The 20,704-nt window shown below is 58.6% G+C and carries 22 protein-coding genes and 4 pseudogenes; 14 read left to right on the top strand and 12 right to left on the bottom strand.

What is annotated here, in order from left to right:
* The first annotated feature begins 27 nt into the window (after positions 1-27).
* The 7 genes from PYR71_RS24090 to PYR71_RS24060 all read left to right on the top strand — a co-directional run bounded on the left by PYR71_RS24090 (position 28) and on the right by PYR71_RS24060 (position 7,052).
* Positions 28-1,170, top strand: coding sequence for a pilus assembly protein (locus tag PYR71_RS24090; RefSeq protein WP_275621129.1), 1,143 nt, complete (start codon positions 28-30; stop codon positions 1,168-1,170).
* A complete protein-coding gene (locus PYR71_RS24085) occupies positions 1,167-1,730 on the top strand; it encodes a L,D-transpeptidase (protein WP_275621128.1) in 564 nt (187 codons plus the stop codon). Before PYR71_RS24090 ends, PYR71_RS24085 begins: the two co-directional genes overlap by 4 nt.
* Before the next feature lie 14 nt (positions 1,731-1,744).
* On the top strand, positions 1,745-3,196 hold the full coding sequence (locus PYR71_RS24080; protein ID WP_275621127.1) for a TadA family conjugal transfer-associated ATPase: 1,452 nt from the start codon (positions 1,745-1,747) through the stop codon (positions 3,194-3,196).
* On the top strand, positions 3,193-4,146 hold the full coding sequence (locus PYR71_RS24075; RefSeq protein ID WP_275621126.1) for a type II secretion system F family protein: 954 nt from the start codon (positions 3,193-3,195) through the stop codon (positions 4,144-4,146). Before PYR71_RS24080 ends, PYR71_RS24075 begins: the two co-directional genes overlap by 4 nt.
* 7 nt (positions 4,147-4,153) lie before the next feature.
* Positions 4,154-5,098 carry a type II secretion system F family protein gene (locus PYR71_RS24070; RefSeq protein ID WP_275621125.1) on the top strand — a complete coding sequence of 315 codons (945 nt, stop codon included), beginning with the start codon at positions 4,154-4,156 and terminating at the stop codon, positions 5,096-5,098.
* Between the two features lie 15 nt (positions 5,099-5,113).
* Complete coding sequence (locus PYR71_RS24065; protein WP_275621124.1) at positions 5,114-6,418, top strand: DUF8689 domain-containing protein; 1,305 nt, start codon at positions 5,114-5,116, stop codon at positions 6,416-6,418.
* A 64-nt stretch (positions 6,419-6,482) separates the two neighbouring features.
* The gene (locus tag PYR71_RS24060) at positions 6,483-7,052 is read left to right on the top strand and encodes a hypothetical protein (protein ID WP_275621123.1); all 570 of its coding nucleotides are present in this window, start codon (positions 6,483-6,485) and stop codon (positions 7,050-7,052) included.
* A 155-nt stretch (positions 7,053-7,207) separates the two neighbouring features.
* Here PYR71_RS24060 and PYR71_RS24055 read toward each other — a convergent pair whose 3' ends face one another.
* The 6 genes from PYR71_RS24055 to PYR71_RS24030 all read right to left on the bottom strand — a co-directional run bounded on the left by PYR71_RS24055 (position 7,208) and on the right by PYR71_RS24030 (position 11,457).
* On the bottom strand, positions 7,208-7,705 hold the full coding sequence (locus tag PYR71_RS24055) for a DoxX family protein (RefSeq protein ID WP_275621122.1): 498 nt from the start codon (positions 7,703-7,705) through the stop codon (positions 7,208-7,210).
* Entirely contained in the window at positions 7,702-8,484 is a 783-nt protein-coding gene (locus PYR71_RS24050; protein WP_416340311.1) for an HvfC/BufC N-terminal domain-containing protein, read from the bottom strand. Before PYR71_RS24050 ends, PYR71_RS24055 begins: the two co-directional genes overlap by 4 nt.
* A complete protein-coding gene (gene bufB / locus PYR71_RS24045; protein ID WP_275621120.1) occupies positions 8,481-9,368 on the bottom strand; it encodes an MNIO family bufferin maturase in 888 nt (295 codons plus the stop codon). Before bufB ends, PYR71_RS24050 begins: the two co-directional genes overlap by 4 nt.
* A 64-nt stretch (positions 9,369-9,432) precedes the next feature.
* The gene (locus tag PYR71_RS24040; protein ID WP_183916408.1) at positions 9,433-9,720 is read right to left on the bottom strand and encodes a BufA1 family periplasmic bufferin-type metallophore; all 288 of its coding nucleotides are present in this window, start codon (positions 9,718-9,720) and stop codon (positions 9,433-9,435) included.
* A gap of 448 nt (positions 9,721-10,168) precedes the next feature.
* Entirely contained in the window at positions 10,169-10,630 is a 462-nt protein-coding gene (locus PYR71_RS24035) for a universal stress protein (RefSeq protein ID WP_323115739.1), read from the bottom strand.
* 302 nt (positions 10,631-10,932) lie between these two features.
* Positions 10,933-11,457: a tetratricopeptide repeat protein gene (locus tag PYR71_RS24030; RefSeq protein WP_275621119.1), complete on the bottom strand. Its 525-nt coding sequence runs from the start codon at positions 11,455-11,457 to the stop codon at positions 10,933-10,935.
* Positions 11,458-11,713: 256 nt separating this feature from the next.
* On the opposite strand from PYR71_RS24030, the gene PYR71_RS24025 reads away from it, so the two are divergent.
* The 3 genes from PYR71_RS24025 (at position 11,714) to PYR71_RS24015 (ending at position 14,531) form a co-directional block, all read left to right on the top strand.
* A complete protein-coding gene (locus tag PYR71_RS24025) occupies positions 11,714-12,217 on the top strand; it encodes a hypothetical protein (protein ID WP_275621118.1) in 504 nt (167 codons plus the stop codon).
* Between the two features lie 120 nt (positions 12,218-12,337).
* Positions 12,338-13,741: an NfeD family protein gene (locus PYR71_RS24020; RefSeq protein ID WP_275621117.1), complete on the top strand. Its 1,404-nt coding sequence runs from the start codon at positions 12,338-12,340 to the stop codon at positions 13,739-13,741.
* A 28-nt stretch (positions 13,742-13,769) separates the two neighbouring features.
* On the top strand, positions 13,770-14,531 hold the full coding sequence (locus tag PYR71_RS24015) for a slipin family protein (protein ID WP_275621116.1): 762 nt from the start codon (positions 13,770-13,772) through the stop codon (positions 14,529-14,531).
* A 164-nt stretch (positions 14,532-14,695) separates the two neighbouring features.
* On the opposite strand, the pseudogene PYR71_RS24010 reads toward PYR71_RS24015, so the two are convergent.
* From PYR71_RS24010 to PYR71_RS23985, 6 genes and pseudogenes are all read right to left on the bottom strand, one after another.
* Positions 14,696-15,244: pseudogene (locus tag PYR71_RS24010) on the bottom strand (ATP-binding protein).
* Positions 15,245-15,281: 37 nt separating this feature from the next.
* Positions 15,282-16,058 carry a 3-oxoacyl-ACP reductase FabG gene (gene fabG, locus PYR71_RS24005; RefSeq protein ID WP_275621115.1) on the bottom strand — a complete coding sequence of 259 codons (777 nt, stop codon included), beginning with the start codon at positions 16,056-16,058 and terminating at the stop codon, positions 15,282-15,284.
* Positions 16,055-16,888 (bottom strand): annotated as a pseudogene (locus PYR71_RS24000) (thiamine pyrophosphate-dependent enzyme); the annotation flags it as partial. The gene fabG and the pseudogene PYR71_RS24000, both read right to left, overlap by 4 nt.
* Positions 16,862-17,089 (bottom strand): annotated as a pseudogene (locus tag PYR71_RS23995) (TrbC/VirB2 family protein); the annotation flags it as partial. The pseudogenes PYR71_RS23995 and PYR71_RS24000, both read right to left, overlap by 27 nt.
* Complete coding sequence (locus PYR71_RS23990) at positions 17,086-17,745, bottom strand: lysozyme family protein (RefSeq protein WP_275621114.1); 660 nt, start codon at positions 17,743-17,745, stop codon at positions 17,086-17,088. The pseudogene PYR71_RS23995 and the gene PYR71_RS23990, both read right to left, overlap by 4 nt.
* Before the next feature lie 3 nt (positions 17,746-17,748).
* Positions 17,749-18,288, bottom strand: a complete 540-nt coding sequence (locus PYR71_RS23985) for a hypothetical protein (protein WP_275621113.1) — start codon at positions 18,286-18,288, stop codon at positions 17,749-17,751.
* Positions 18,289-18,386: 98 nt separating this feature from the next.
* Between PYR71_RS23985 and PYR71_RS23980 the strand changes: the two genes are divergently transcribed.
* The 4 genes and pseudogenes from PYR71_RS23980 (at position 18,387) to PYR71_RS23965 (ending at position 20,703) form a co-directional block, all read left to right on the top strand.
* Positions 18,387-18,758 carry a MarR family transcriptional regulator gene (locus PYR71_RS23980; RefSeq protein ID WP_275621231.1) on the top strand — a complete coding sequence of 124 codons (372 nt, stop codon included), beginning with the start codon at positions 18,387-18,389 and terminating at the stop codon, positions 18,756-18,758.
* 15 nt (positions 18,759-18,773) lie between these two features.
* Positions 18,774-18,934, top strand: a pseudogene (locus PYR71_RS31070) (PHB depolymerase family esterase); the annotation flags it as partial.
* Positions 18,935-19,080: 146 nt separating this feature from the next.
* Positions 19,081-19,650 (top strand): IS6 family transposase, encoded by a 570-nt coding sequence (locus tag PYR71_RS23970; RefSeq protein ID WP_275621112.1) that lies wholly within the window; start codon positions 19,081-19,083, stop codon positions 19,648-19,650.
* Between the two features lie 228 nt (positions 19,651-19,878).
* Entirely contained in the window at positions 19,879-20,703 is an 825-nt protein-coding gene (locus PYR71_RS23965) for an IclR family transcriptional regulator (RefSeq protein WP_275621111.1), read from the top strand.
* Position 20,704: the final 1 nt, after the last annotated feature.

Raw genomic sequence — 20,704 nt, 5'->3', positions numbered from 1 at the left:
CCTTAATTAACGCGTAGGAAAGCGAAAATGACAGCGCACATGAACATTGCCGCATCCGCCAAGATCCTGGTTCTCTCCGACGACGCGGCTGCAGCGAGCTTCATGCTCGATACGTTCGGATCGCTTTCGCGCTACGATGTCCGCCATTTCTCGCTGAAGGCGCTCGGAGAAAAGGGCCGGCTCGATCCGACGCAGTTCGACCTGATCGTTCTCGACGTCGACAACGGCGAATTGCTGCAGCAACCGGAGCTCTTGGCGTTTCGTACCAGCTACCGGGACATTCCGCTCGTCGTCGTTTCGGAAGACCTGCCGGACGACATGATGCGGCTGCTCTTCCGCCTGAACGGTAATGACTGGCTGAAGAAGCCGCTGGAGCGTCGCGCCCTCATCGACATGATTTCAACCCATGCGCCAGGCACCGGCGCCAGCGACAGCCGGGTGCATGCCGTGGTCTCAGCCGTCGGTGGCGCGGGCGCCAGCATGATCGCTTCGTCGCTCGCGCATGTGCTGGCCCAGCCGACCAAGAATTCCACGCCGCGCATTGACTTGTTTGACACGGATTTTTGTTCTGGGGCGCTCGGCTCTTATCTCAATCTTCTCAACGACTACGACCTGAAACCGGTCATCGCCAATCCTTCCCGGGTCGATCTCGAATTCATCGATCTGGTCCGAAAGCGGCATCCGGGCGGCTTTTCGCTGCTGTCCTTCAAGCAGCCATCCGTTCTTCTGGCGCCGAAGGGCCGTGAACTCGTGCTGCGTATGCTCGACGTGGCCGCCTTCGAGAGCGACCACACGATCGTCGACATCCCCTATTATGACACGCCCTGGAAATACGAGGTGCTCACTTCGGTCAACAACATCTACATCGTCACCGAAATGACGATCCCCGCGCTTTCCCAGGCCAAGGATTTGTTTACCAATCTGGTGCGGTTGCGAGGCAGTTCCGATCAGATATTCATCGTCATCAACAAATACCGCGCCAAGCTTTTCGGCCTCGGCCTGCGCCGACAACAAACGGAGAAGATATTCAAGGACATCCCGACGCATGTCATTGCGGATGACTGGGATACTTTGAGCGAGGCGGTCAACCGCGGCGTGCTGCCAGTTCAGGTGAATTCCCGGGCGCGATTCTGCGGCGCGGTCGGCAAACTTGGAGCATTGGTGCGATGAAGGCGATTGACAGTGGCCGCGTAAGGTCCTGCGTCGGCCTTATGGTTCTGGCCGTTCTGGCCGTTGCCGGGGATGCCGCGGCACGCGGGCTTGTGCCTCGAAGCCTTGGGCCGACCACAAGCACCGTGGTGACGATTGAAAAAAGCTACGCGGCTGGAACGATCGTCATCGTCAACGCGAACCGGACGCTGGATCTCGTCATCTCTGATGGACGCGCGATCCGTTACAAGATCGGCGTCGGACGAGACGGATTTCGCTGGAGCGGCACCGTCAAGGTTGGACGCAAGGCAGAGTGGCCCGACTGGCGCCCGCCTGCCGAGATGAAGGCGCGTGCGGCCGGACTTCCGGACCTGGTACCTGCCGGGCCGCTCAATCCCTTGGGTGCTCGCGGGATCTATCTCTACAAGGGCGGGACTGACACGCTCTACCGCATTCACGGAACCAACGAGCAGTCGACGGTCGGCAATTTCGCCTCATCGGGCTGTTTTCGCATGAGCAATGCCGACGTCATCGATCTCTATGAGAGGGTGAAAGTCGGTTCCACGGTCATTGTAAAATAGTAGGAGTGGGGAGCATGGCGAACGGCATCATGGGGCGTTTCTACAAGCATCAGCAGGAGCCTGAAAGCCAGGAACGTCTGGAGACGGCCGACCTGTCTCTAGTCGGCGCAATCCAAAACATGCCCGCCCAACCGGCTCCTGACAGCGCCGCGGCGAGTGGCGACGAGGCTTCGCTCGGGGCGGACATGGTTTCCGAGCGGGTGAATCTGCACCGCTACCTGCTCGATCGCATCAACCTCGGGATCCTCGACACGCTCGACAATGAGGAGATCGCCACTGAAATCCGGCCGCTGGTCAAGGACTATATCCGGAGCAACAACTTTCCGCTGAATGCGAAGGAAATCAATGATCTGATCCGCGATATCACCGACGAGATGCTGGGGCTCGGACCGATCGAGCCGCTACTGGCCGACGAGACGATCGCAGATATTCTCATCAACGGTTACAGCAGCGTCTATGTCGAGCGGAGCGGCAAGCTCGAGAGCACCGCCGTGCGGTTCAAGGACGAGGACCATCTCCTTCGGGTGATCAACAAGATCGTCTCGGCAGTCGGCCGCCGCGTCGACGAATCAACGCCGATGGTTGACGCCCGCCTCAAGGATGGCTCACGTGTCAACGTCGCCATCAGGCCGATCTCAGTCGATGGGCCGCTCGTTTCCATTCGCAAATTCACCCGCAAGCCGCTGACATTGGAGCGCCTCGTGCAATATGGCGCAATGGCCGATGCGATGCGCATCCTTCTCAGCGCCGCGGTCAAGGGCAAGGTGTCCATGGTCATTTCAGGCGGCACCGGTTCCGGCAAGACGACCTTGCTCAACGCTCTCTCGTCGCAGATTTCTCCAAAGGAGCGCCTAATCACCATCGAGGATGCGGCCGAGCTTCAACTGCAGCAGCCCCATGTCGGGCGCTTGGAAACCCGGCCGCCGACGCTCGACGGACGCAACGAGATCCGTCAACGCGAACTTTTGAAAAACGCCCTTCGCATGCGTCCGGACCGCATCATCGTCGGCGAAGTCCGCGGCGACGAGGCATTCGACATGCTGCAGGCGATGAATACCGGTCACGAGGGGTCGATGACGACTATTCACGCCAACACGCCGCGCGACGCCGTCGGCCGGCTTGAGCAGATGGTCGGCATGGCCGGTATGCCGATGTCGCAATTGAGCATTCGCTCGCAGATCTCGTCCGCCATCACCATCATCGTGCAGGTCCAGCGCCTGAGCGACGGTAGCCGCAAAGTTGTCTCGATTTCCGAGATCACTGGCATGGAGGGCGAAGTCGTGCAGATGCAGGAGATTATGAAATTCAAGAAGCTCGGCACCGACGAAGGCGGGCGGATCCATGGAGAATTCCGCGCCACCGGCATCCGGCCGCGGTTCGTCGAGGAATTTGCCGAACTCGGGATCGAGATCCCCGTGGCGATTTTTGATCCCGGTAAACCGCTGCAAACGGGACCCGTTCAATGACCCTGACTCTCGTTTACGCCGCTGTTTTCACCGCGGCCCTTGTCGTTGTCGAAGCGATCATGCGCGGCTACTTCAAGACATCCGAACGCCACCGCGCTGTGAACCATCGGCTGAGCTTGCTCGAGCTCAGCGATGATCATCGCAAGACCTATAGCGATATGCTCAAGGAGCGCGGTGTAGCCGGCAGTTGGCGGCAAACCCCCATGATGCAGCGGCTGCTGCAGTTCTACGCCCAGTCGGGGATCAAGTTCGATGCCAGGCGATTTGCTCTCTTCGCGATCGCCGGCGCACTTGTGACGTGGCTGGTCGTTCAGTTCCTCGTGCCGAGCACTCTGTTTAGAATACCTATCTTTCTCCTGATCTGCCTCCTCGTCCCAGCTCTCGTTGTTTGGCGCGCCCGGGCGCGCCGCATGAAGAAATTCGAGCTGAAGCTTCCTGAAGCGCTCGATGTCGCCAATCGCAGCTTGGCCGCCGGCCATCCGCTGCCGGCGGCGATTGCTCTGGTGGCCCGCGAGATGCCGGATCCGATCGGCACCGAATTCGGCCTCCTCTCCGATGAACTCACCTACGGCGTGACGCTGGACGATGCCCTTCTCAACCTGGCGGGCCGGGTCGGCGTCGAGGATCTGAATCTGCTTGCGATATCGTTGAGCGTCCAGGCGGGAACCGGCGGAAATCTGGTCGAGATCTTGCAGAACCTTTCGAAGACGCTGCGAGGCCGGTCGATGCTGAAGGCAAAGGTCAGGGCGATTTCTTCGGAAGGACGCATCACGGCGATCTTCATGTCGGCCTATCCCTTTCTGCTCTATGCGATGATCAAGGCTTTGTCGCCGACCTACTTCGATCCCCTCTGGGATAGCGGCTACGGAACCGCCGTGGTGAGCGTGCTCCTGGTCGTCATGGCGATCGGGAATGTCATTCTCTACAAGATGGTCAACTTCGAGTACTGAGGCGGTCATGTCGAGTGAGTATGGAATTTACCTCATCGTCTTCTTTGCGGTCCTGATCTTTACTGCAGCAGCCTCGGAACTGTTTTTTCGACAGCGCGAGGTCTCGGTTCGGGTGTCGAAGAGCTCCGCGGCAGCCCGCGAGGAGTTCCAACTCGGCGATACGACGATTGCCGATCTCGGTGAGGCGGAAAACCGCCTGATCCGTCGCTATTTCGAGATTACGCGACGTGACACGAATGTGAACTCCACCCAAAACCGATTGATCCGGGCGGGGTATTTCGCTGCCGGCGCCGTCACCACCTTCCAGGTCGTTCGCGCGGTGATCTGTATCGGCATGCTCGTCGCCGCGGTCTGGGCCGCAAACCGGATCGCGCCAGCCATGTCGCAGATGGCGGTCCTGATCATTGCCATGTTTGCTGCGGGCGCAACCTTCATTCTCGTCAACATCTATATCGACCGGCGTGGCGCCGCAAAGGAGAGGGAGTACCGCCGCCTCTTTCCCGACTTCATGGATATGCTGATCGTCTGCCTCGATGCGGGCATGAGCATCGAGGCAGCGGCGAACCGGGTTGCTCGCGAATTCGTCGACAAACAGCAGGACTTCGGCCTGCATCTGTCTATCATGATGCTCGAAGTGCGGGGCGGCCGGCGATTACGCGAAGCGCTCGCCAATCTTGCCACCCGCCTGAGGATCGACGAGGCCCGGGCCCTTTCCGTTCTGTTCCGCCAATCGGAGGAGCTCGGGACCAGCGTCACGCAGACGCTGCGGGTCTACAGCAACGAAATGCGCGACCTGCGTGTGGTTCGCGCGGAGGAAAAGGCGAACGCTCTGCCTGTCAAGATGCTGCTGCCGCTCGGCGCCTTCCTTTTTCCGGTAAGCCTCCTCATCGTTCTCGTTCCCATTATTATGCGTGTCGTCAGTCTTCTCGTCGGCATGAAACCCGGCGGTTGAGCCAAGCGAGGTCCCATGCAGTATTCGCTCGAAGACAATCGTAACGATACCATCATTTCCCTTGACCCGCGTATGCCAGCGACACCGGCAAGCGTAGAACATTCAGGGTTGGATCCGTCGTTCCTGCTCCGGCTGGCCGCAAAATGTGCGGCCGAGCAGGATACAACCACGGCATCTCATCTCGCTGAGCGCATGAAATTGCCGAAAGTGATCGTCAATATCCTGATCAAGGAACTCGTGAAACTCGCTTACCTCGAGGCTCGCGGCTTGGCTGGTGAGGATGTGAGATCCGATGTTCGATATGCGCTGTCAATGAAGGGGTTCGGATATGCCCACGCCGCGTCGCGTCAAAGCCAATATGTTGGGCCGGCGCCGGTGTCGCTGGACGCATTCTGCCGGCAAGTGGGTTTGCAGTCCATCCATTCCGAGCGCGTGACCCCGGAGCGGCTGACGGCGAGCCTTGACGGGCTGGTGCTCTCAAATACCTTGGTCGAGAAGCTCGGCCCGGCCCTGAACTCAGGGCGCTCGATCCTGCTCTACGGGCCACCCGGCAACGGAAAGACGAGCATCGCCGAGCGGACGTCGCACCTGTTTCGCCAAACCATCTGGGTGCCCTATGCCATCGAGGTCGGCGGCCATGTCATCAGTTTCTATGATGAAGCAGTGCATCACCCCGTATCGGAGGCTGACACAGAATCCCATCCGAAAGCGGATCAACGATGGATTGAATGCCGCCGTCCGGTGATCAAGACAGGCGGGGAATTGACCCTCGATCAGCTCGATCTCACTTTCAACGCGGGACCAAATGTTTACGAAGCGCCCATACATTTGAAGGCGTCCGGCGGCGTTTTCATCATCGACGACTTCGGGCGCCAGCAAGTGGCGCCGCAGGCGCTTATCAACCGCTGGATCGTCCCGCTCGAGCGCGGATACGACTTCCTGACGCTCCACACCGGCAAGAAATTCAGGGTTCCCTTTGACGAGCTGGTCGTATTTTCGACGAATATCGCACCGAAGAACCTTTCCGACGAGGCCGGCCTGCGGCGCCTCAAATACAAGATATTTGTCAACACTCCGTCGCGCGACGAATATATCAGAATTTTCAAATCATATGCGAGCGGCACGGGATTGGCTGTCTGTGAACCAGATCTGCACCTGTTCTACGATCGCAAATATAAAGACGATGTGCTAGCGTCTTGCTATCATCCGAAATATCTTTTGGATTTCGTCAGTTCTTACTGCGAGTTCAATGACATAGCGAGAATCGCGTCGCTCGATATGCTCGAACGGGCCTGGGAAGGCGTATTCACGTCGGAATGATTGCTTGGCACTGAGCACGGTGCCTGAATCGATCCAATTAACGACTTACGGGAGGAGTAAACGAATGACCAGCATCCCGAGCATCGAAGGCGAAGCAGGCGGCGCGAGACCAAGCAATACGCGAGCAATTGAGCCGAAAGCCTCCAGAAACCCGCTGCTCGTTGGTCTGCTGCTCATGCTCTTGCCTGTGAATGCTGGCGTTCTCATCTATACGGCCAAAAACTCAGCGGATGTTCGCGAGAGCCGCGAGACCGTCGCCGCGCTTAAGCGGTCGATCGATGCCCTGAGAGGACAAATGGAAAAGCAGTCGGACAAGATCGCGAGCAACGCCAAGGCCGACGAACTCGCCGCTATCCGTCAGGAAATGGAAAGCCTGCAAAAGGCGATACTTTCGACGAATGAACGGATGCGTAACGACATAAGCGGTGCACGCATGGGCTCAGCTTTGGTCCTGAGCGCACCCGGCAAGGAACCAGCACAATTTTTCGCCCCCCGTGCTGTGCCGGCGGACGCTCAAACTCCGGATAGCACCCTTGCGTCTATCCAAGCTGGGGGCATTGCGATCGATAACCTGCCGCGTTACGAACGCACACTCTCGCCGGAAGGCCAGCTCATCCTTCGGAAGGCACGGTAAACACCGAATTCAGCGAAATCTCCAAAGCAATCGGTGGACGCCGCCAGGGGGCGCCGCGCCGATGCTCGCAATGCGGCAACGGCGCTCTTAAACCGCGTCTCATCAAATTTGATTCTCCCGAACGGGTTGAGCGAGCGGCGGCAAGCGACCGTGCGTCAATTGCGGCCTGGCATGACAAGCGGATCAATCGCGATTCTGCCCCCGCCAAACACGACCAATGCCAGCGCCATCGCCGCCCATGGCAGGTGGAAATTCGCCCAGCCATCCGGGATAGTGAGCTGGATGATTGCCGTCATCACCAGCAAGCCGAGCGCCGCGAAGCGTGTCGCCAAGCCAAGGATCAACAAAATCGGCAGGATCAGTTCTCCGATCCCGGCCGCCGTCGCCATAGCCAGTGGAAACGGATAGGGGATCTCGCTGCCGAAGACATGGAATTTGAACTCCTGCTCGAACAGAAATCTCGCACCCGGCGAAAGCGTCAGGAACCCATCCCATTTTGTCAGTCCCGACTTGAAGAAGGGAATCGCGAGCGCGAAACGCAGTGCCAGCAGCGGCAGCGCTTGGGGAATCGAGGCGAGTAGGCCTTCGGCACGTGTGGTCAGGGCGGAAAGGCTTGCGCCAGGGCCATGTGAGGGGGCTGCTTCGGTCTTCATGGGACGTTTCCTTCATCCTGATGGAGGGCACTGAATGCGCCGAGACTGACAAGACCCAGCAGCGCCGTCCCGAAATCGAATTCGGGGCTGGCGGCAAATGCCGCCTCGGCGGCCACACTGAGAGTTGCGTCCTTGAACAACGACGTTGCAAAGATCGCGTCCTGCGGCGGAAGGATATGGACATCGACGGTCATCTCCGGCCGCAAAACCAACACGGTTTCCGGTAGCCAGTCGGCGACCGGCGTTACCATCTCCTGCTGATGCGCGCTCCAGATGGAGCCAATGGGATAGTCCGACTGAATCAAACCCGCCGAGGGGTGCGCAACGAGCCGCAAGTTCGCAAGCATCTCGGGCGTCGCGGCCGCGAGGACCGCGAGGTCGAGCGGCAATGCGTCCGCCGCATGGTAGGCCCGCATACAAGCGACCTCCATTCGCGCGACATCGGGCAGGTAGGCAAGTTCCCTCGCTGGTCGGAAGCTCGCAATGAAATCCGGGAAATCGCCGCCATATTCGATCATCAGCGGTGAGGCCGGCTTGTGGTCCTGGGCATAGGCCCGCGCCATGGCCATGAAGAATTCCGTGCCAACAAGGCGCTCCGTCACCGGAAAGTGCCGTGCCAGTGCTTTTGTCAGTCCGACGAAGACATTGTTGCGGTAGACGGCGAACCGCGCTGCATCGGCTCCACCGCGCGCGGTGGTGATACCGTCGGGTACCGGTTGGTCGGCGTGCAGCAATGCGCCGGCAAAGGCGTTCTGGCTGGTGGCGAAGTCCATCGTCATGCCGCCTGTATTTGCCGCCCTTTGCGGCGGAGCGCTTCGGCGGCGAGCATTTCATCCGCGCGTGCCGCCTCCACCTGCAACGTCGCGAAATCCGGGACATCGTTGTCCCATTCAATCAGCGTTGGCAGCGGCCCGCTGCGCGCAAGTGTGTATTCGTAGAGCGCGACCACATTACTCTTCACCGCCGTACCATGGGCGTCGATCAGCAAGCGGTCGCCGGCGTCATCGATGGTCTCGTCGTAGCCGGCGAGGTGGATCTCGCCGACCAACTCGACTGGGAATCGGTCGATATAGGTGGTGGCATCGAGCCGGTGATTTACCGCCGAAACCATCACGTTGTTGACGTCGAGCAGAAGACCACAGGCGGTCCGCTCCGCAATCATCGCGAGAAAGTCCACCTCATCGATCGTGCTGTCAGCAAACAGCACGTAAGTCGACGGGTTTTCGAGCAGCAACCGTCGCCCGAGCGCCTGCTGCGTTTCGTCCACATGTTCGATGACACGCGCCAAGGTTTCCGGTGTATAGGGAAGCGGCAACAAGTCGTTGAGAAACCCTGTCTCGTGCGTCGACCAGGCAAGATGTTCGGAGAAACTCTGCGGACGGTGGCGATCGATCAAGTTCCGCAGCCGCTTCAGATGCGCCTTGTCGAGCCCGCGTGCCGCGCCAATCGACAAGCCGACACCGTGCAACGAAAGCGGATAGAGTTCTGTGACGGCTTCAAGATAGCGGTGCGGCGGCCCGCCTGCACCCATGTAGTTCTCGGCATGCACCTCAAAGAAGCCGACGTCCGGCCGATTAGCCAGAATGGTCTCGTAGTGCTCGGGCTTAAGCCCGAGACCGGCGCGCGCGGGCAAGGCGGCAGCTGGGACTTTTGAAGCGGACATCGCGGTTCTCCCCGGTTTTTTCAGGCAGTGCGGAGGCCCGGTCGCCCGGGCCCCAACTTTGGGATCAACCCTTGATCGGTTCCAGCTTGCCCATGTGACCGTCGACATTCATGCTGGTGCAGGTACCGGCCGGCACGGCCTTCCAGGAATTGCCCTGGTAGTCCATCGTCGAGGTGCCGGCGCAGGTCGTGCCGGGACCTGCTGCGCAGTCGTTCTGCCCCTTGAGGGCGATGCCATAGCATTTCTCGTTGCCAACCATTTTCTCAGCCGGCAACGGTGCAGCGAAGGCAACGGATGCAAGAGCGGTGGCGAGCGAGCCGGCGAGGGTAAGGGTGAGCGTTGAACGGTTCATAGATGATCTCCTCTTGGACCTTCCGCGTGCCGGTCATCGGCCGCGTAATCCTCCATTCGATCCGGCAAGGTCTTCTGTTACGCACGGCACGAACACGAATTCGTGATCGACAAGACGTATCGGCCGCGGTCGCCGCCGTCCCCCTATCCCGCACCTTTACACTTTTATGGCCCTCGAGCACGTTCGTTGTCCCGCCGCGCTTGGCGGCATACCAGCGATCATCGTGCCGCGGGCGCTCATCCCATGTGCGGGGGATTCCGTACCCTGGAACACGTAGAGGAGTAGGCTTCTACCGAAAGCAGTCGCCTCATCGTCCGGTCTCAGCCTAGAGAATAACGTTGTGTGAGGCCGTCCATTACGTCCGTTTACGAATGGATCAATGTGTCGACGATGGCGAGCAGCCGGTCAAGCGGCTCGTGCCATGTCGTCAAGTGACGGCAGCCAATGGCTAATGCTTCATCATCATCGGAAGTGTGCTGTGCGACAACAGGTAGCGGGTGACGCGACCGAGCAGGAGATCCAGGAAGTAGCCGTGCTTGAAGGCACCGATTAGCAGACAGGTGGCGTTGGCGACTTTCGCGAAATCGAGGATCGTCTCGCCGACGGAGCGGCTGCCTGCGATCGCGATAACGTCGCCGTCAAGGCCGAGCTGCTTGAGCACTTTCCGCGCCGTAAACTGATAACTTCCGTCGGGCTTATCGTTGACGCAGAGAACGGTGACACGATCGGCTGCCGCCAGCCAACGTCTCGCCGCGACGACGGCGCGCTGCGCGTGATCGTGCGGTTTCCAGCCAATCACGACATGGCCCGTGAGATTGCCGGCATTTTGGCCGGGAGGTAGACGGCCCTCGTCATCGCCCCGTGCCATGGCAACATGGATGCCCGCGACGCGTTTCCACGATGCTTCCATCGCTCGTGGTCCATAGAACTTCATTCTACTCGCGCGTCGCATGGCTCGCAAAGCCGCCGGCGGCGCTACGCAATCCGCTTCGGTTGAGGCGCACTGATGCAGGTCACAGCTTTCGTTGACACACGCTTCCTGCAGGTCCGCAGCATCTTCAAATGGTCTTGGTTGTCTCCCGATGGCGGTTACCATCGGATCGCTTTGCTCCTTAGTCTGCTCTGTTTTTATGCATGTCGTTGTCCCGGAACCGCTGCACGCTTCCGCGCGACTTGCATTAGCTTGATGGAAACGGCGAAATCGCCGAAGGGCTATCCCCGCTGAGGGTAATTCACGCTGTTTTTCATCAATTCGAGATTACGGGCAGTGACTTCGTTCCCGGGATCAAGCTCATAGGCTTTCAGGAAATACCGTCTGGCAGTGCGCAAGTCACCGCGTAATAGGTGAGAGTATCCGATATTGTTGTAGTAGACCGGGGTGTTGCCGATCATTCGCGAGAGCTGCTGGTAGGCGCGGTCGGACGTGTCGAAGCGGGCAACCATGTCGGCCGACGCTGCCAAGCCTAGCCAAGCGGCCGGATCCTCCGGAAAAACGTCAACCGCTCGCTTGTAAATAGCGTAGGATTTTCCATAGTTCTTTTCCTGAAACTGCAGTTTCCCGTTGGTTATCAACTCGTCGTTCTTGTAGAAGGCGACGGCCGAGTCATCCTCAAGGGTCTTTGCACTATCGCCATAGGCAGCAAGACCATCGACGCCCGATGACTGGCAACCAGCCAAAACTGCTCCGGTCGCTATCAAAAACGCTATGCATTTAGTTCCAGCTCTGATCTGCAACATTCAACTTGATCCCCCATCAGACATTCTTACCTGAGATTCGGATGCGCTCACCGAAAATCATCGTAAAAAAAAGCTAACAACTCCAGAATTTGAGCAAATAGTCGCAAAAAAACGACAGATGCGGTCTTCGCCGGAACGCGCAAAGGTGATACACGCCAACTATCCAAAGTTGGTATCATGTGCCAAGTGATTCTCAGAGTAGAAAATTAATCAACGTCGCCTACCCTTTTCGCCGGGTCAGAGGATGGTACGCCGTATGCCGATCGCTATTTTCACGCTAATGCGACTTGGGCCATCGCTGGCTTACGCGACAGCATCGATCTTCGTTCTAAGCATGCTGCTCTTGGAAAGCTACCCCTCAAGCGTCTCCGCCTGGTGGCTGCATATGACAATTCTTCCTGTCATGCGCGAGCCGATCTATCTGCTTTTGGCGGTACCCGGCATTGGAATTTGGAGCGCTATGGTCCTGCTGATGCTTGCATCGATTTTCGGGATTCGAGTGGCCTTGCAGCCGCAAAGACACCACCGGTCAGGATTCATCCATGCCCATATCGCGCTGATCGCGACCGGTCTGACCATGGGGCGGGCAGCAGTTGCGCAGGCCGGCCTTTCGGATTTTACGCTGCCTCAACTTCAGCGGGGCGACTGGTCGTTCCTGCCGCTATCCTACTCACCGCTCGCGACCTTCCTTTTTATATCCGTGTTTGCGGCTTGCATCGGTTGTCATTTAAGAGTCATCAAGCGCACACTATCCGCGTGATAGAAAGGATCGAGCCGCCCCGGCTCAATAAATCGGTAGAGTCTCGGCGTTCTCACTGGTTCGTGAACATGAGACGCCCTCTTTCTTTTTCTTTGTAATGTCCGACATATATTAAATATCATGTACGTTCCGCAGATTGTCACGCGGGGATTAAGGTGTTGGCGATGGCAACCGCCAATCTTCACTTTGTTGTTTTTGCTGCTCTCAGCTTGGGCCTTCATCGCACCGTCGGCGTCTGACCGCGCTTCTGTCGTTCTCAAAGTGAACGGCGCCATTGGGCCCGCGATCGCTGACTACGTAAAACGAGGCATTCAGCGTGCTGGCGAACGTGGCGCGGTCTTGATCATTCTGCAAATGGACACACCAGGTGGCCTTGACAGCTCCATGCGGGAAATCATTCGCGCGATCCTTGCCTCGCCGGTGCCTGTCGCGAGCTTCGTCGCGCCAAGCGGGGCACGGGCTGCCAGCGCCGGCACTTATATTCTCTACGCAAGCCACATTGCGGTGATGGCGCCCGGGACCAATTTAGGTGCGGCGACACCAATCGCGCTCGGCGTAAAGCCTTTCGGCGGTGATGAGGAACCCGAAAAGAAGCCGAGCGAACCTAGCGGCAAGCAGGCAGAAGCACCAAGCAATGCCCACGAAGCAAAAGCCGTTAACGACGCAGTCGCTTATATTCGCGGGCTTGCGGAATTGCGCAATCGCAACGCCGACTGGGCAGAGCGTGCTGTCCGCGAAGCTGCGAGCCTTTCATCCACTGCGGCAGTGCGCGAACATGCCATCGATTTCACCGCAGTTGATATCAACGATCTCCTTGCAAAAGCACAAGGGCACATGGTGCGGGTCGGCCAAACGGACGTGCGGCTCGATACCACCGGTTTGGCCGTGCAGGAATTCGAGCCTGACTGGCGCACGCGGCTGCTTTCCGTCATTACCGATCCGAACATCGCAATCATCCTGATGATGGTCGGCATCTATGGCCTGATCTTCGAATTTCTCGCACCCGGGACAATGCTTCCTGGCACAATCGGCGGCATCTGCCTCCTGCTTGGTCTCTATGCCCTGGCATTGCTGCCGGTGAGTTTTGCCGGCCTTGGGCTTATTTTCCTCGGCGTAGGATTGACGGTGGCTGAGGCGCATTCGCCAAGCTTCGGCGCATTTGGCATTGGCGGCGGGATAGCCGTGATCCTGGGAGCAACCATTTTGTTCGATCCCGATATACCCGGCCTGGAAGTGTCACGCCCCCTACTGGGCGCAATTGCATTTGCGACTCTTGCTTTTAGCCTTGTCGTTGCTCGCCTGGCATTCACCTCGCGCTTGCGCCGGGTTGCCACCGGTGCAGAGGAAATGATCGGCATTTCCGGCAAAGTCGAGAGTTGGACGGGGCTCACGGGGTACGTCATTGCGCATGGCGAACGCTGGAAGGCGGTTTCCGCCGAACCCCTTGTTGCTGGTGACCCTGTCCGCGTGACCGGCCGCAATGGACTGGCGCTCGAGGTCGCCAGCCGTCCAAAGGACACTTAGCGGCGCTCAGGAAGCAGGAGGAGAAGTCATGGATATGTTTGAAGATCTTGCCTTCTATTTGGTGACCATTGTCATTTTGGTCGTCATCCTCGCTTCCGCGGTCAAGATCCTGAGGGAATATGAACGCGGCGTCGTGTTCACACTCGGCCGCTTTACCGGAGTCAAGGGACCCGGCCTAATCCTGCTCATCCCCTATGTCCAGCAGATGATCCGAGTCGACTTGCGCACGCGCGTACTCGATGTCCCTAGCCAGGACGTCATCTCACATGACAATGTCTCGGTTCGTGTCAGCGCGGTGATCTATTTCAGGGTAATTGACCCCGAGAAGTCGACCATACAGGTCGAGGATTTCATGATGGCAACAAGCCAGCTTGCCCAGACGACGTTGCGCTCCGTGCTCGGCAAGCACGACCTCGATGAAATGCTGGCAGAACGTGACAGGCTTAACTTGGATATTCAGGAAATCCTTGACACTCAGACGGATGCTTGGGGAATTAAAGTAGCCACTGTCGAGATCAAACATGTGGATATCAACGAGTCGATGATCCGCGCGATTGCTCGTCAAGCGGAAGCCGAACGCGAACGCCGCGCAAAGGTAATCAATGCCGAGGGTGAACAGCAAGCTGCAGCGAAGCTACTGGAAGCGGCCGAAATTCTGGCCAAGCAGCCGGAGGCGATGCAACTTCGTTACTTGAGCACTTTGAACGTCATCGCCAACGAGAAGACTTCGACGATTTTATTTCCCTTCCCGATGGAGTTGGGCAATCTAATGGCCATTAAGCCGAAGTGATTGAACGGCACTGGCGTTGATTGATCCAGGCTTGGATGTCAACGCCGGGGCAAAATCAGGCCACGCCCCAGAGAAACAGTCGGCCACGGTTTGCTCTGAGGAAACTCCGGACTGGGTCGCCCAGGGGGTCTGGGCGCGGCGATTTTCGAGTGGGTTTCAGCGGGTCATCGGGCGCGACTTTGCTGGAGACGATAGCTGTCGCCATTCATCTGGAGGATGTTGGCGGGGTGGCTATGAACGAGCAGCGCACCGGTCGGGCGTTCGGATCCCAGTGTTTACGCGCATTCGTCGAACGAAAGATCGCTGATGATCAGGATGGCACTCCGTTCGTAGCGTTGTGAGATCAGCTCGAAGAGCAATTCGGCGCCGGTGCGGCACGAGCCCAGCTCACCGATGATAAGAAGTTGGTAGGTCTGGCGGAACGCTGCCACCCGGTGGTCTTGGAACTGCAGGTGCTGTGCACGCATACCCCCGCTGATCAGCGCACCTACGGAAACTCCGGAGTCCTTCAACAGTGCACATAGCGGTGCAACATCACTCGGCCACCCTGCACAATCTAAGAGGACTGCGGCAATTTCTGCCGCCGTGCAGGCGCCAACGACATCGTGGTCACTTACAGCAAGACGAGCCTCGAAGCCGTCACCGTGCAGAATATGCGCAAGCAAAAGATAGAGCTCGGCGTCCTGCGAGCAAACCAGAATGACAGGAGTCACGTCGATTGCCGTTTTGTTGTTCGAAAGAGCGCCACCCTCAACTCGGCGCGAACTCGCCGCCGTTGACATCGATGATGGCTCCGTTGACGAACCCAGCATCTTCCGATGCCAGGAATGCGATCACGGCAGCGACATCATCCGGATCACCAAGCCGACCGGCCGGAATGCGGGCGAGCGCGTTGATGTTGTTTTTGCTTTCCGGAGACCCAGTCAGTGGCGTTAGAATGCGACCTGGCGCCACGACATTTGATGTTATGCCATAGGGGCCGTATTGGGCAACGAGAACGCGGGATAGGCCTGAAAGGGCCGCTTTTGACGCTACATAGCTCGGGCCGGCGATCCGAGGTCTTGTGCGGCCCGCAAGGGATCCAACGAATATGACGCGCCCAAAACCTTTTTCCTTCATGGCAGGCAGAACGGCGCGACAACACAACATCGGGCCCGTCAGATTGACCGTGAGCACGTCATTCCACTCTTCAAGGGCTAGATCGGCGACGTCGATCGGTCCCTCGGGGCCTTTGGGCGATATTCCAGCGTTGCAGACGAGTATCCCAGGTGCACCCATGACATCGGCTACTTCGGCGAAAAAATATTCAATGGCCCCCGGCTCACGGAGATCGACCTGTCTCGCAATCGAGCGTTCCGGTCCGAAAGCCTCGGCAAGTGCTGCGCCGGCGGCCATGACGCTTTCCCGGCCATGGCTGAAGACGGCAACCCGATGGCCGGCTTTGAGCAGACGAAACGCGGTGGCAAGACCGATCCCGGTCGTGCCTCCGCTGATGACCGCAATACGATGGCCGCGGTCGGCGCTCATGCCGCTTGATCCATTGCAGCAAACAGCGATAGCGGCGGATGGGCGCCAGGGTCTGTCATGACCTCGATCAGCAGGGGGCCTTCTCCAGAGAGACCGCGCTCGAGGTATCTGGGAAGGTCGGCGGGATCGAAAATACGGACTGCCGGGCAGCCGCAGGCTTCGGCAATTTTCTGATGGTCGACATCTGCAAAGCTGCAGGCAGTCGTGGACCTGCCGAACTTGGCGCTTTCCGCGTCACGCTGAAAGCCTAGAATGCCATTGTTCAACACGATAATGAGAATCGGGAGCTTGCTACGCACCATCGTCTCCAGTTCCGCCCAGCTATGCGCAAAGCCGCCGTCTCCGACGATCGTAACGACAGGCTTGTCGGGGTCCGCGGCTTTCGCGCCGAGCGCAAGCGGCAGGCCCCACCCGAGACCAGCTAGGCCCCGCGGCAAGAGAAAGCGCATGCCGGGCGAAAGTCCCCGCAGCTGACCAGCGACCCACATCGAGGAATAGCTCGCATCGGCAACAACGGTCGTATCTGCCGTCATCAACTGTTGCAGCTCGAACATGATCCGCTCGGGGCGGATCGGACTGGCGTCCGATCGGGTAACGGATTGCCGTTCTGTGTCAAACGAGCGCCAGAACCCGGCGATCCGGGCAGCCAATTGGTTACGCCTCGATGTGCGGTAGGAGAGATCGCGTCCGGCGAGCTCGCTTCGAAGCGTCCGAATAGTCTCGGCAGCATCGCCCGCCAACCTGACGGCTTCGTATGTACGACCGATTTCTGCGGGATCGACATCAACGTGGATGACTGACGCAGACCGGGGGATTTGACGCCAACTATCGATCCACGCAATGCAGATGATAATTACCGCAATCACCGCCAGCAGGCGAGCGATGTTGCCGGTCAGCATGGTGACGATATTCTGCAACACGGTTTCGACGCCGGCGGCCTGGGCGAAGGCCGGCTCGACCAGGCAAGCGACAATCGCGATCGCCATGAGAGCGGAGGCGGCCATCGGGCACAGTTGGGTTTTGGATATCATTGGTTAGGCTCCGATCGATCATTTTGAAAAACGAGAACCGAGGCGCGCCGCCCGGCACTGAAAACGTCCCAAGGCAAAGCTTCGGCGGTTGTGGAGTTTTGCGTTTGAAGCGGGCGCGCCGCCTGGTCTTCCCGATGCGCGCCTGGGTCGGCCTGACGGGACGCATCCCCGATGGTCAACAAGGCAAGCCCGGGCGATAGCCGCTTTGCCTCATCGCGCACCTGGACGTCGTATCTGACCATCGCGCCGACGGAAGGATTGCCGCGGCCGTAATAGGCTTGCAGCATCACCTTCTCTGCCTGCACCGCACTCGCGCCCTCGCGCAGTGCGAGGCGGTAATACCCGTCGAGAAGCTGTGCGGTGGCCGTGAGATTGAGGCACGGATCGAAGGCATCCGAGATCGACAGCTTCAGTTTCCGAAGCTCCTCGACGCCAAGACCGCCGAGACCGAGCTGAATGTCTTGGCCGTCGGCGATAAAAGACGTGGCAAGCTCGATCCCCTCCGCCTTGGTCGTCGGCTGCGCCGCCAGCGGAGGGCCGCTGTTGATGCGAATGGCGAAAGGATGAAACCGGCTCTCGAGACTGACGACGCCGGCCAGCGTCTTCACCTCAACCATTGGCGCGCAGCTCTGCGCGATATCAACGAAGGCCGCCATCGGTCAGTACCAGACTCGCTGCGTGCCGGCGCCATCGATGGTCACATCGACGTAGCGCGGCTGCGACCGGACATTGGGGCGGACGATCGGATAGGCCATGCAACCAGTGCGGCCGTCCTCACGCTGCCACCGCGGCGATTGAACCGAATTGTTTTCGGCACTATAGCCGCTCCACCCGCTGTGGCAAAAAGCCTCGCTGACCCGCTGCAGCGATGTCGAGATGCAGGTCGCCTGTTCTCCACGCGGGCCATAGCTGCCTTCCAGCCTGTATCCTGCGTCGCAATAGTAGGGCTCGTAGCCCGGTCGCGAGCTGCGAAAGCCGGCGCCGCTGCACGTCGGGAACGAATGGCCCTCGGCAAGCTCCCGCCATAGTTTCTGGATCGGCGGCCGGCACTCGGCATACTGGGTCACGCCGCTAGGGTTCGAAAGGCAGAGGAGAACCTGGCATCCCCAATCATCCGCTCGCGCGTTGCTGTCCGAAATGAGATAGGGTGGTAACATGCAACCAATCGCAAGCAGGCCATTCAGCAGAAGGTTTTTCATGGGACAGACCCTCGGACATCACAATGCACAAGCGCACACGGGACAATTTACTCGGTAGGCGTGTGGACTTACTAATTTATATAACACAGTTAAATGACATGGCAAGAGCAATGAAGACGCAATGGCATAGCCTCGCCTTTTCAGGCCTCATTCTGCACGAGATCCTCGACCACCCGCTTGAAGATGAGACCCCACAGGCCCGGCTTAAGCAGGTCGGCATGATGACCATCATTTACAGCATGAACCAGGCTCACCAGAAGCTAACCCTTTCCAGCATAATGGAGGTTACGGCTTTGACACGCACAGGCGTCAAGGAGACGGTCGATCTTTTGGTGAAGCGAGGAATGCTGAACGAGACGATTGTGAAAAACTCGATGGGCCGTGGAACGGCACGTCAGTTCAAGATTTCGGAGGGGCTGCTGGAGAAACTGAGCTCTTTCGGAGTAAGCCGAAGCATTGAGCCAACATGATTATTTCTAGAGAGTAAAAAGCCGCTCGCCGTCGTGCTGCATGGCTGCTTGCAGACCCCGGAAAGCTTCGACGCCGGTAGCGCACGCTCGCCGACCGGCGAAGATTTGCGCTCCTCTATCCGCAGCAGAGCCGCAACAACAACGCCAATCTCTACTTCAACTGGTTTCGCGGCGATGTCACGTTGTTGGCGGATAACTGGGCGGGGATGAGCGAAGGTACCATCAGCTACAAGAACCACCGCTTTCCGCCGCAGATCATCGCCCGCGCGGTCTGGCTTCATTTCCGGTTCCCTTTGAGCCTGCGCTGGTTGAGGAGATGCTGTTGGAGCGCGGGGTTGTTGTGTCGTATGAAACGATCCGCCGATGGGGCCGCAAATTCGGTCCGACCTATGCAAAGCAACTGCGCCGCAAGAAGCCTTCGCGAGCAGACATCTGGCATCTGGGCGAAGTGGTGATTTGCATCGCCGAACGAAAGCACTGGCTGTGGCGCGCCGTCGATCAGGCCGGCTATGTTCTCGACGAGATCGTCCAGACCCGCCGCGATACCAAGGCCGCCAAGCGATTGCTGATCAGGCTGCTAAGGAAGCAAGGTCTCATGCCGAAGCGCATCGTCACCGACAAACTGCGCTTGTACGGCGCGGCAAAGCGGGAAATCACGTCAGATGTCGAACATCGACCTCACAAGGTCTCAACAACCGGGCGGAGAACCCTCACCTACCGCTGCGAAAACGAGAAAGGACGATGCAGGGATTTCGATCGGCCGGCGGCGCGCAGCGCTTCGTATCGATCTTTTCAGCAGTCAGAAATCTCTTCGTCGCACCACCTCAAAATTGCTCAGCTCTCGCCACCCACATCCATCGAATCCGCGCCATGGCGCGGTGGAAGGCCGTGACTGGCGAACGTGCCTGATTTCGCAGATCCACAGCCTCTTCGATCACTGATGAAACCACGTGACATCGCCATCGATAGAACTGTCGCAGAAAATGTCAGTGAGGTATCAACAATGACCGCGGATGGGTTCGGAAGTGAAATGAGCTCAACTATCGAAGGGACCGATTGTGGAAGCCTATTCCATAATGGAAACAAACCTTCTAATCTGCATCAAAAGGAGATTTGAAGATTGACCGTCGCAGCCGTATCACGATGCCTCACGCTTTTGGAAGTGCTGGCTGGAGAAGCAGGATCAGTCGAGTTGTCCGACCTTGCCGGACGCCTCGATATGCCGGCGAGCGCGGTCCATCGCCTGTTGACGACGCTGATTACCCACGGGTGGGTGACACAAGATGCCGCGAGTCAAAAATACGCCCTTTCTCTTCGATTGAGCGCCCTAGCGTTCCGGAATCTTGATGCACGGAATGTGCCTGACGTGGTCCAGTCCGTTTTGAATCGGTTGGCTGCGGAAACGCAAGAATATTGTCGTCTCGCAATCCTGGAAGGTCAGGATTTAGTATGGGTGGCACGTGCACAAGGTGCAACAACCGGCCTCCGATACGATCCCGACATGGGACAGGAAATCGTTCTCCACGCAACGGCGAATGGGAAGGCATGGCTTTCCACTCTGCCCGAAGAACAGGCGCTGGAAATCGTCTATTCGCGCGGCTTTACCGCTAAACGAAAGCTTGGTCCCAATTCCGCTCGATCAATCGACGAACTTAGAGTTCGGCTGAAGGAAACTCGAGAACGGGGATTCGCAACCTCTATCGAAGAGGGTGAGGCTGGTACAGCAGCGGTTGCGGTGCCGTTTCGGGCAAGTTCCGACACCGGAGCTCCGGTCGCTGGAACGATCTCCGTCGCGGGACCTCTTATGCGCATAACCGAAGATCGTTGGCCCGACTTAGTTCGTTCCCTTAAAAAGGCTGCGGAAGAACTGAGCGATATCTGGCCTCTGCGAGTTCGTCAGCGAACCATGACGCCACTGATCGTTGCAACCGGCGCAGTGCGGTAGC

It is taken from the genome of Rhizobium mulingense (assembly GCF_029194105.1).
Lineage (GTDB): Bacteria > Pseudomonadota > Alphaproteobacteria > Rhizobiales > Rhizobiaceae > Rhizobium > Rhizobium mulingense.
This window is presented reverse-complemented; position numbering and strand designations above follow the sequence as displayed.

What these genes read in the sequence shown, in the direction of transcription:
- PYR71_RS24060 (WP_275621123.1), top strand. Translation starts at nt 6,483, where the DNA reads ATGACCAGCATCCCGAGCATCGAAGGCGAAGCAGGCGGCGCGAGACCA.
- PYR71_RS24055 (WP_275621122.1), bottom strand. Translation starts at nt 7,705, where the DNA reads ATGAAGACCGAAGCAGCCCCCTCACATGGCCCTGGCGCAAGCCTTTCC.
- PYR71_RS24070 (WP_275621125.1), top strand. Translation starts at nt 4,154, where the DNA reads ATGTCGAGTGAGTATGGAATTTACCTCATCGTCTTCTTTGCGGTCCTG.
- PYR71_RS24065 (WP_275621124.1), top strand. Translation starts at nt 5,114, where the DNA reads ATGCAGTATTCGCTCGAAGACAATCGTAACGATACCATCATTTCCCTT.
- PYR71_RS23980 (WP_275621231.1), top strand. Translation starts at nt 18,387, where the DNA reads ATGGCAAGAGCAATGAAGACGCAATGGCATAGCCTCGCCTTTTCAGGC.
- bufB (WP_275621120.1), bottom strand. Translation starts at nt 9,368, where the DNA reads ATGTCCGCTTCAAAAGTCCCAGCTGCCGCCTTGCCCGCGCGCGCCGGT.
- PYR71_RS24090 (WP_275621129.1), top strand. Translation starts at nt 28, where the DNA reads ATGACAGCGCACATGAACATTGCCGCATCCGCCAAGATCCTGGTTCTC.
- fabG (WP_275621115.1), bottom strand. Translation starts at nt 16,058, where the DNA reads ATGAGCGCCGACCGCGGCCATCGTATTGCGGTCATCAGCGGAGGCACG.
- PYR71_RS24075 (WP_275621126.1), top strand. Translation starts at nt 3,193, where the DNA reads ATGACCCTGACTCTCGTTTACGCCGCTGTTTTCACCGCGGCCCTTGTC.
- PYR71_RS24020 (WP_275621117.1), top strand. Translation starts at nt 12,338, where the DNA reads ATGTACGTTCCGCAGATTGTCACGCGGGGATTAAGGTGTTGGCGATGG.
- PYR71_RS24080 (WP_275621127.1), top strand. Translation starts at nt 1,745, where the DNA reads ATGGCGAACGGCATCATGGGGCGTTTCTACAAGCATCAGCAGGAGCCT.
- PYR71_RS23990 (WP_275621114.1), bottom strand. Translation starts at nt 17,745, where the DNA reads ATGGCGGCCTTCGTTGATATCGCGCAGAGCTGCGCGCCAATGGTTGAG.
- PYR71_RS24085 (WP_275621128.1), top strand. Translation starts at nt 1,167, where the DNA reads ATGAAGGCGATTGACAGTGGCCGCGTAAGGTCCTGCGTCGGCCTTATG.
- PYR71_RS24030 (WP_275621119.1), bottom strand. Translation starts at nt 11,457, where the DNA reads ATGTTGCAGATCAGAGCTGGAACTAAATGCATAGCGTTTTTGATAGCG.
- PYR71_RS24015 (WP_275621116.1), top strand. Translation starts at nt 13,770, where the DNA reads ATGGATATGTTTGAAGATCTTGCCTTCTATTTGGTGACCATTGTCATT.
- PYR71_RS24040 (WP_183916408.1), bottom strand. Translation starts at nt 9,720, where the DNA reads ATGAACCGTTCAACGCTCACCCTTACCCTCGCCGGCTCGCTCGCCACC.
- PYR71_RS23985 (WP_275621113.1), bottom strand. Translation starts at nt 18,288, where the DNA reads ATGAAAAACCTTCTGCTGAATGGCCTGCTTGCGATTGGTTGCATGTTA.
- PYR71_RS24025 (WP_275621118.1), top strand. Translation starts at nt 11,714, where the DNA reads ATGCCGATCGCTATTTTCACGCTAATGCGACTTGGGCCATCGCTGGCT.
- PYR71_RS24035 (WP_323115739.1), bottom strand. Translation starts at nt 10,630, where the DNA reads ATGGAAGCATCGTGGAAACGCGTCGCGGGCATCCATGTTGCCATGGCA.
- PYR71_RS24050 (WP_416340311.1), bottom strand. Translation starts at nt 8,484, where the DNA reads ATGACGATGGACTTCGCCACCAGCCAGAACGCCTTTGCCGGCGCATTG.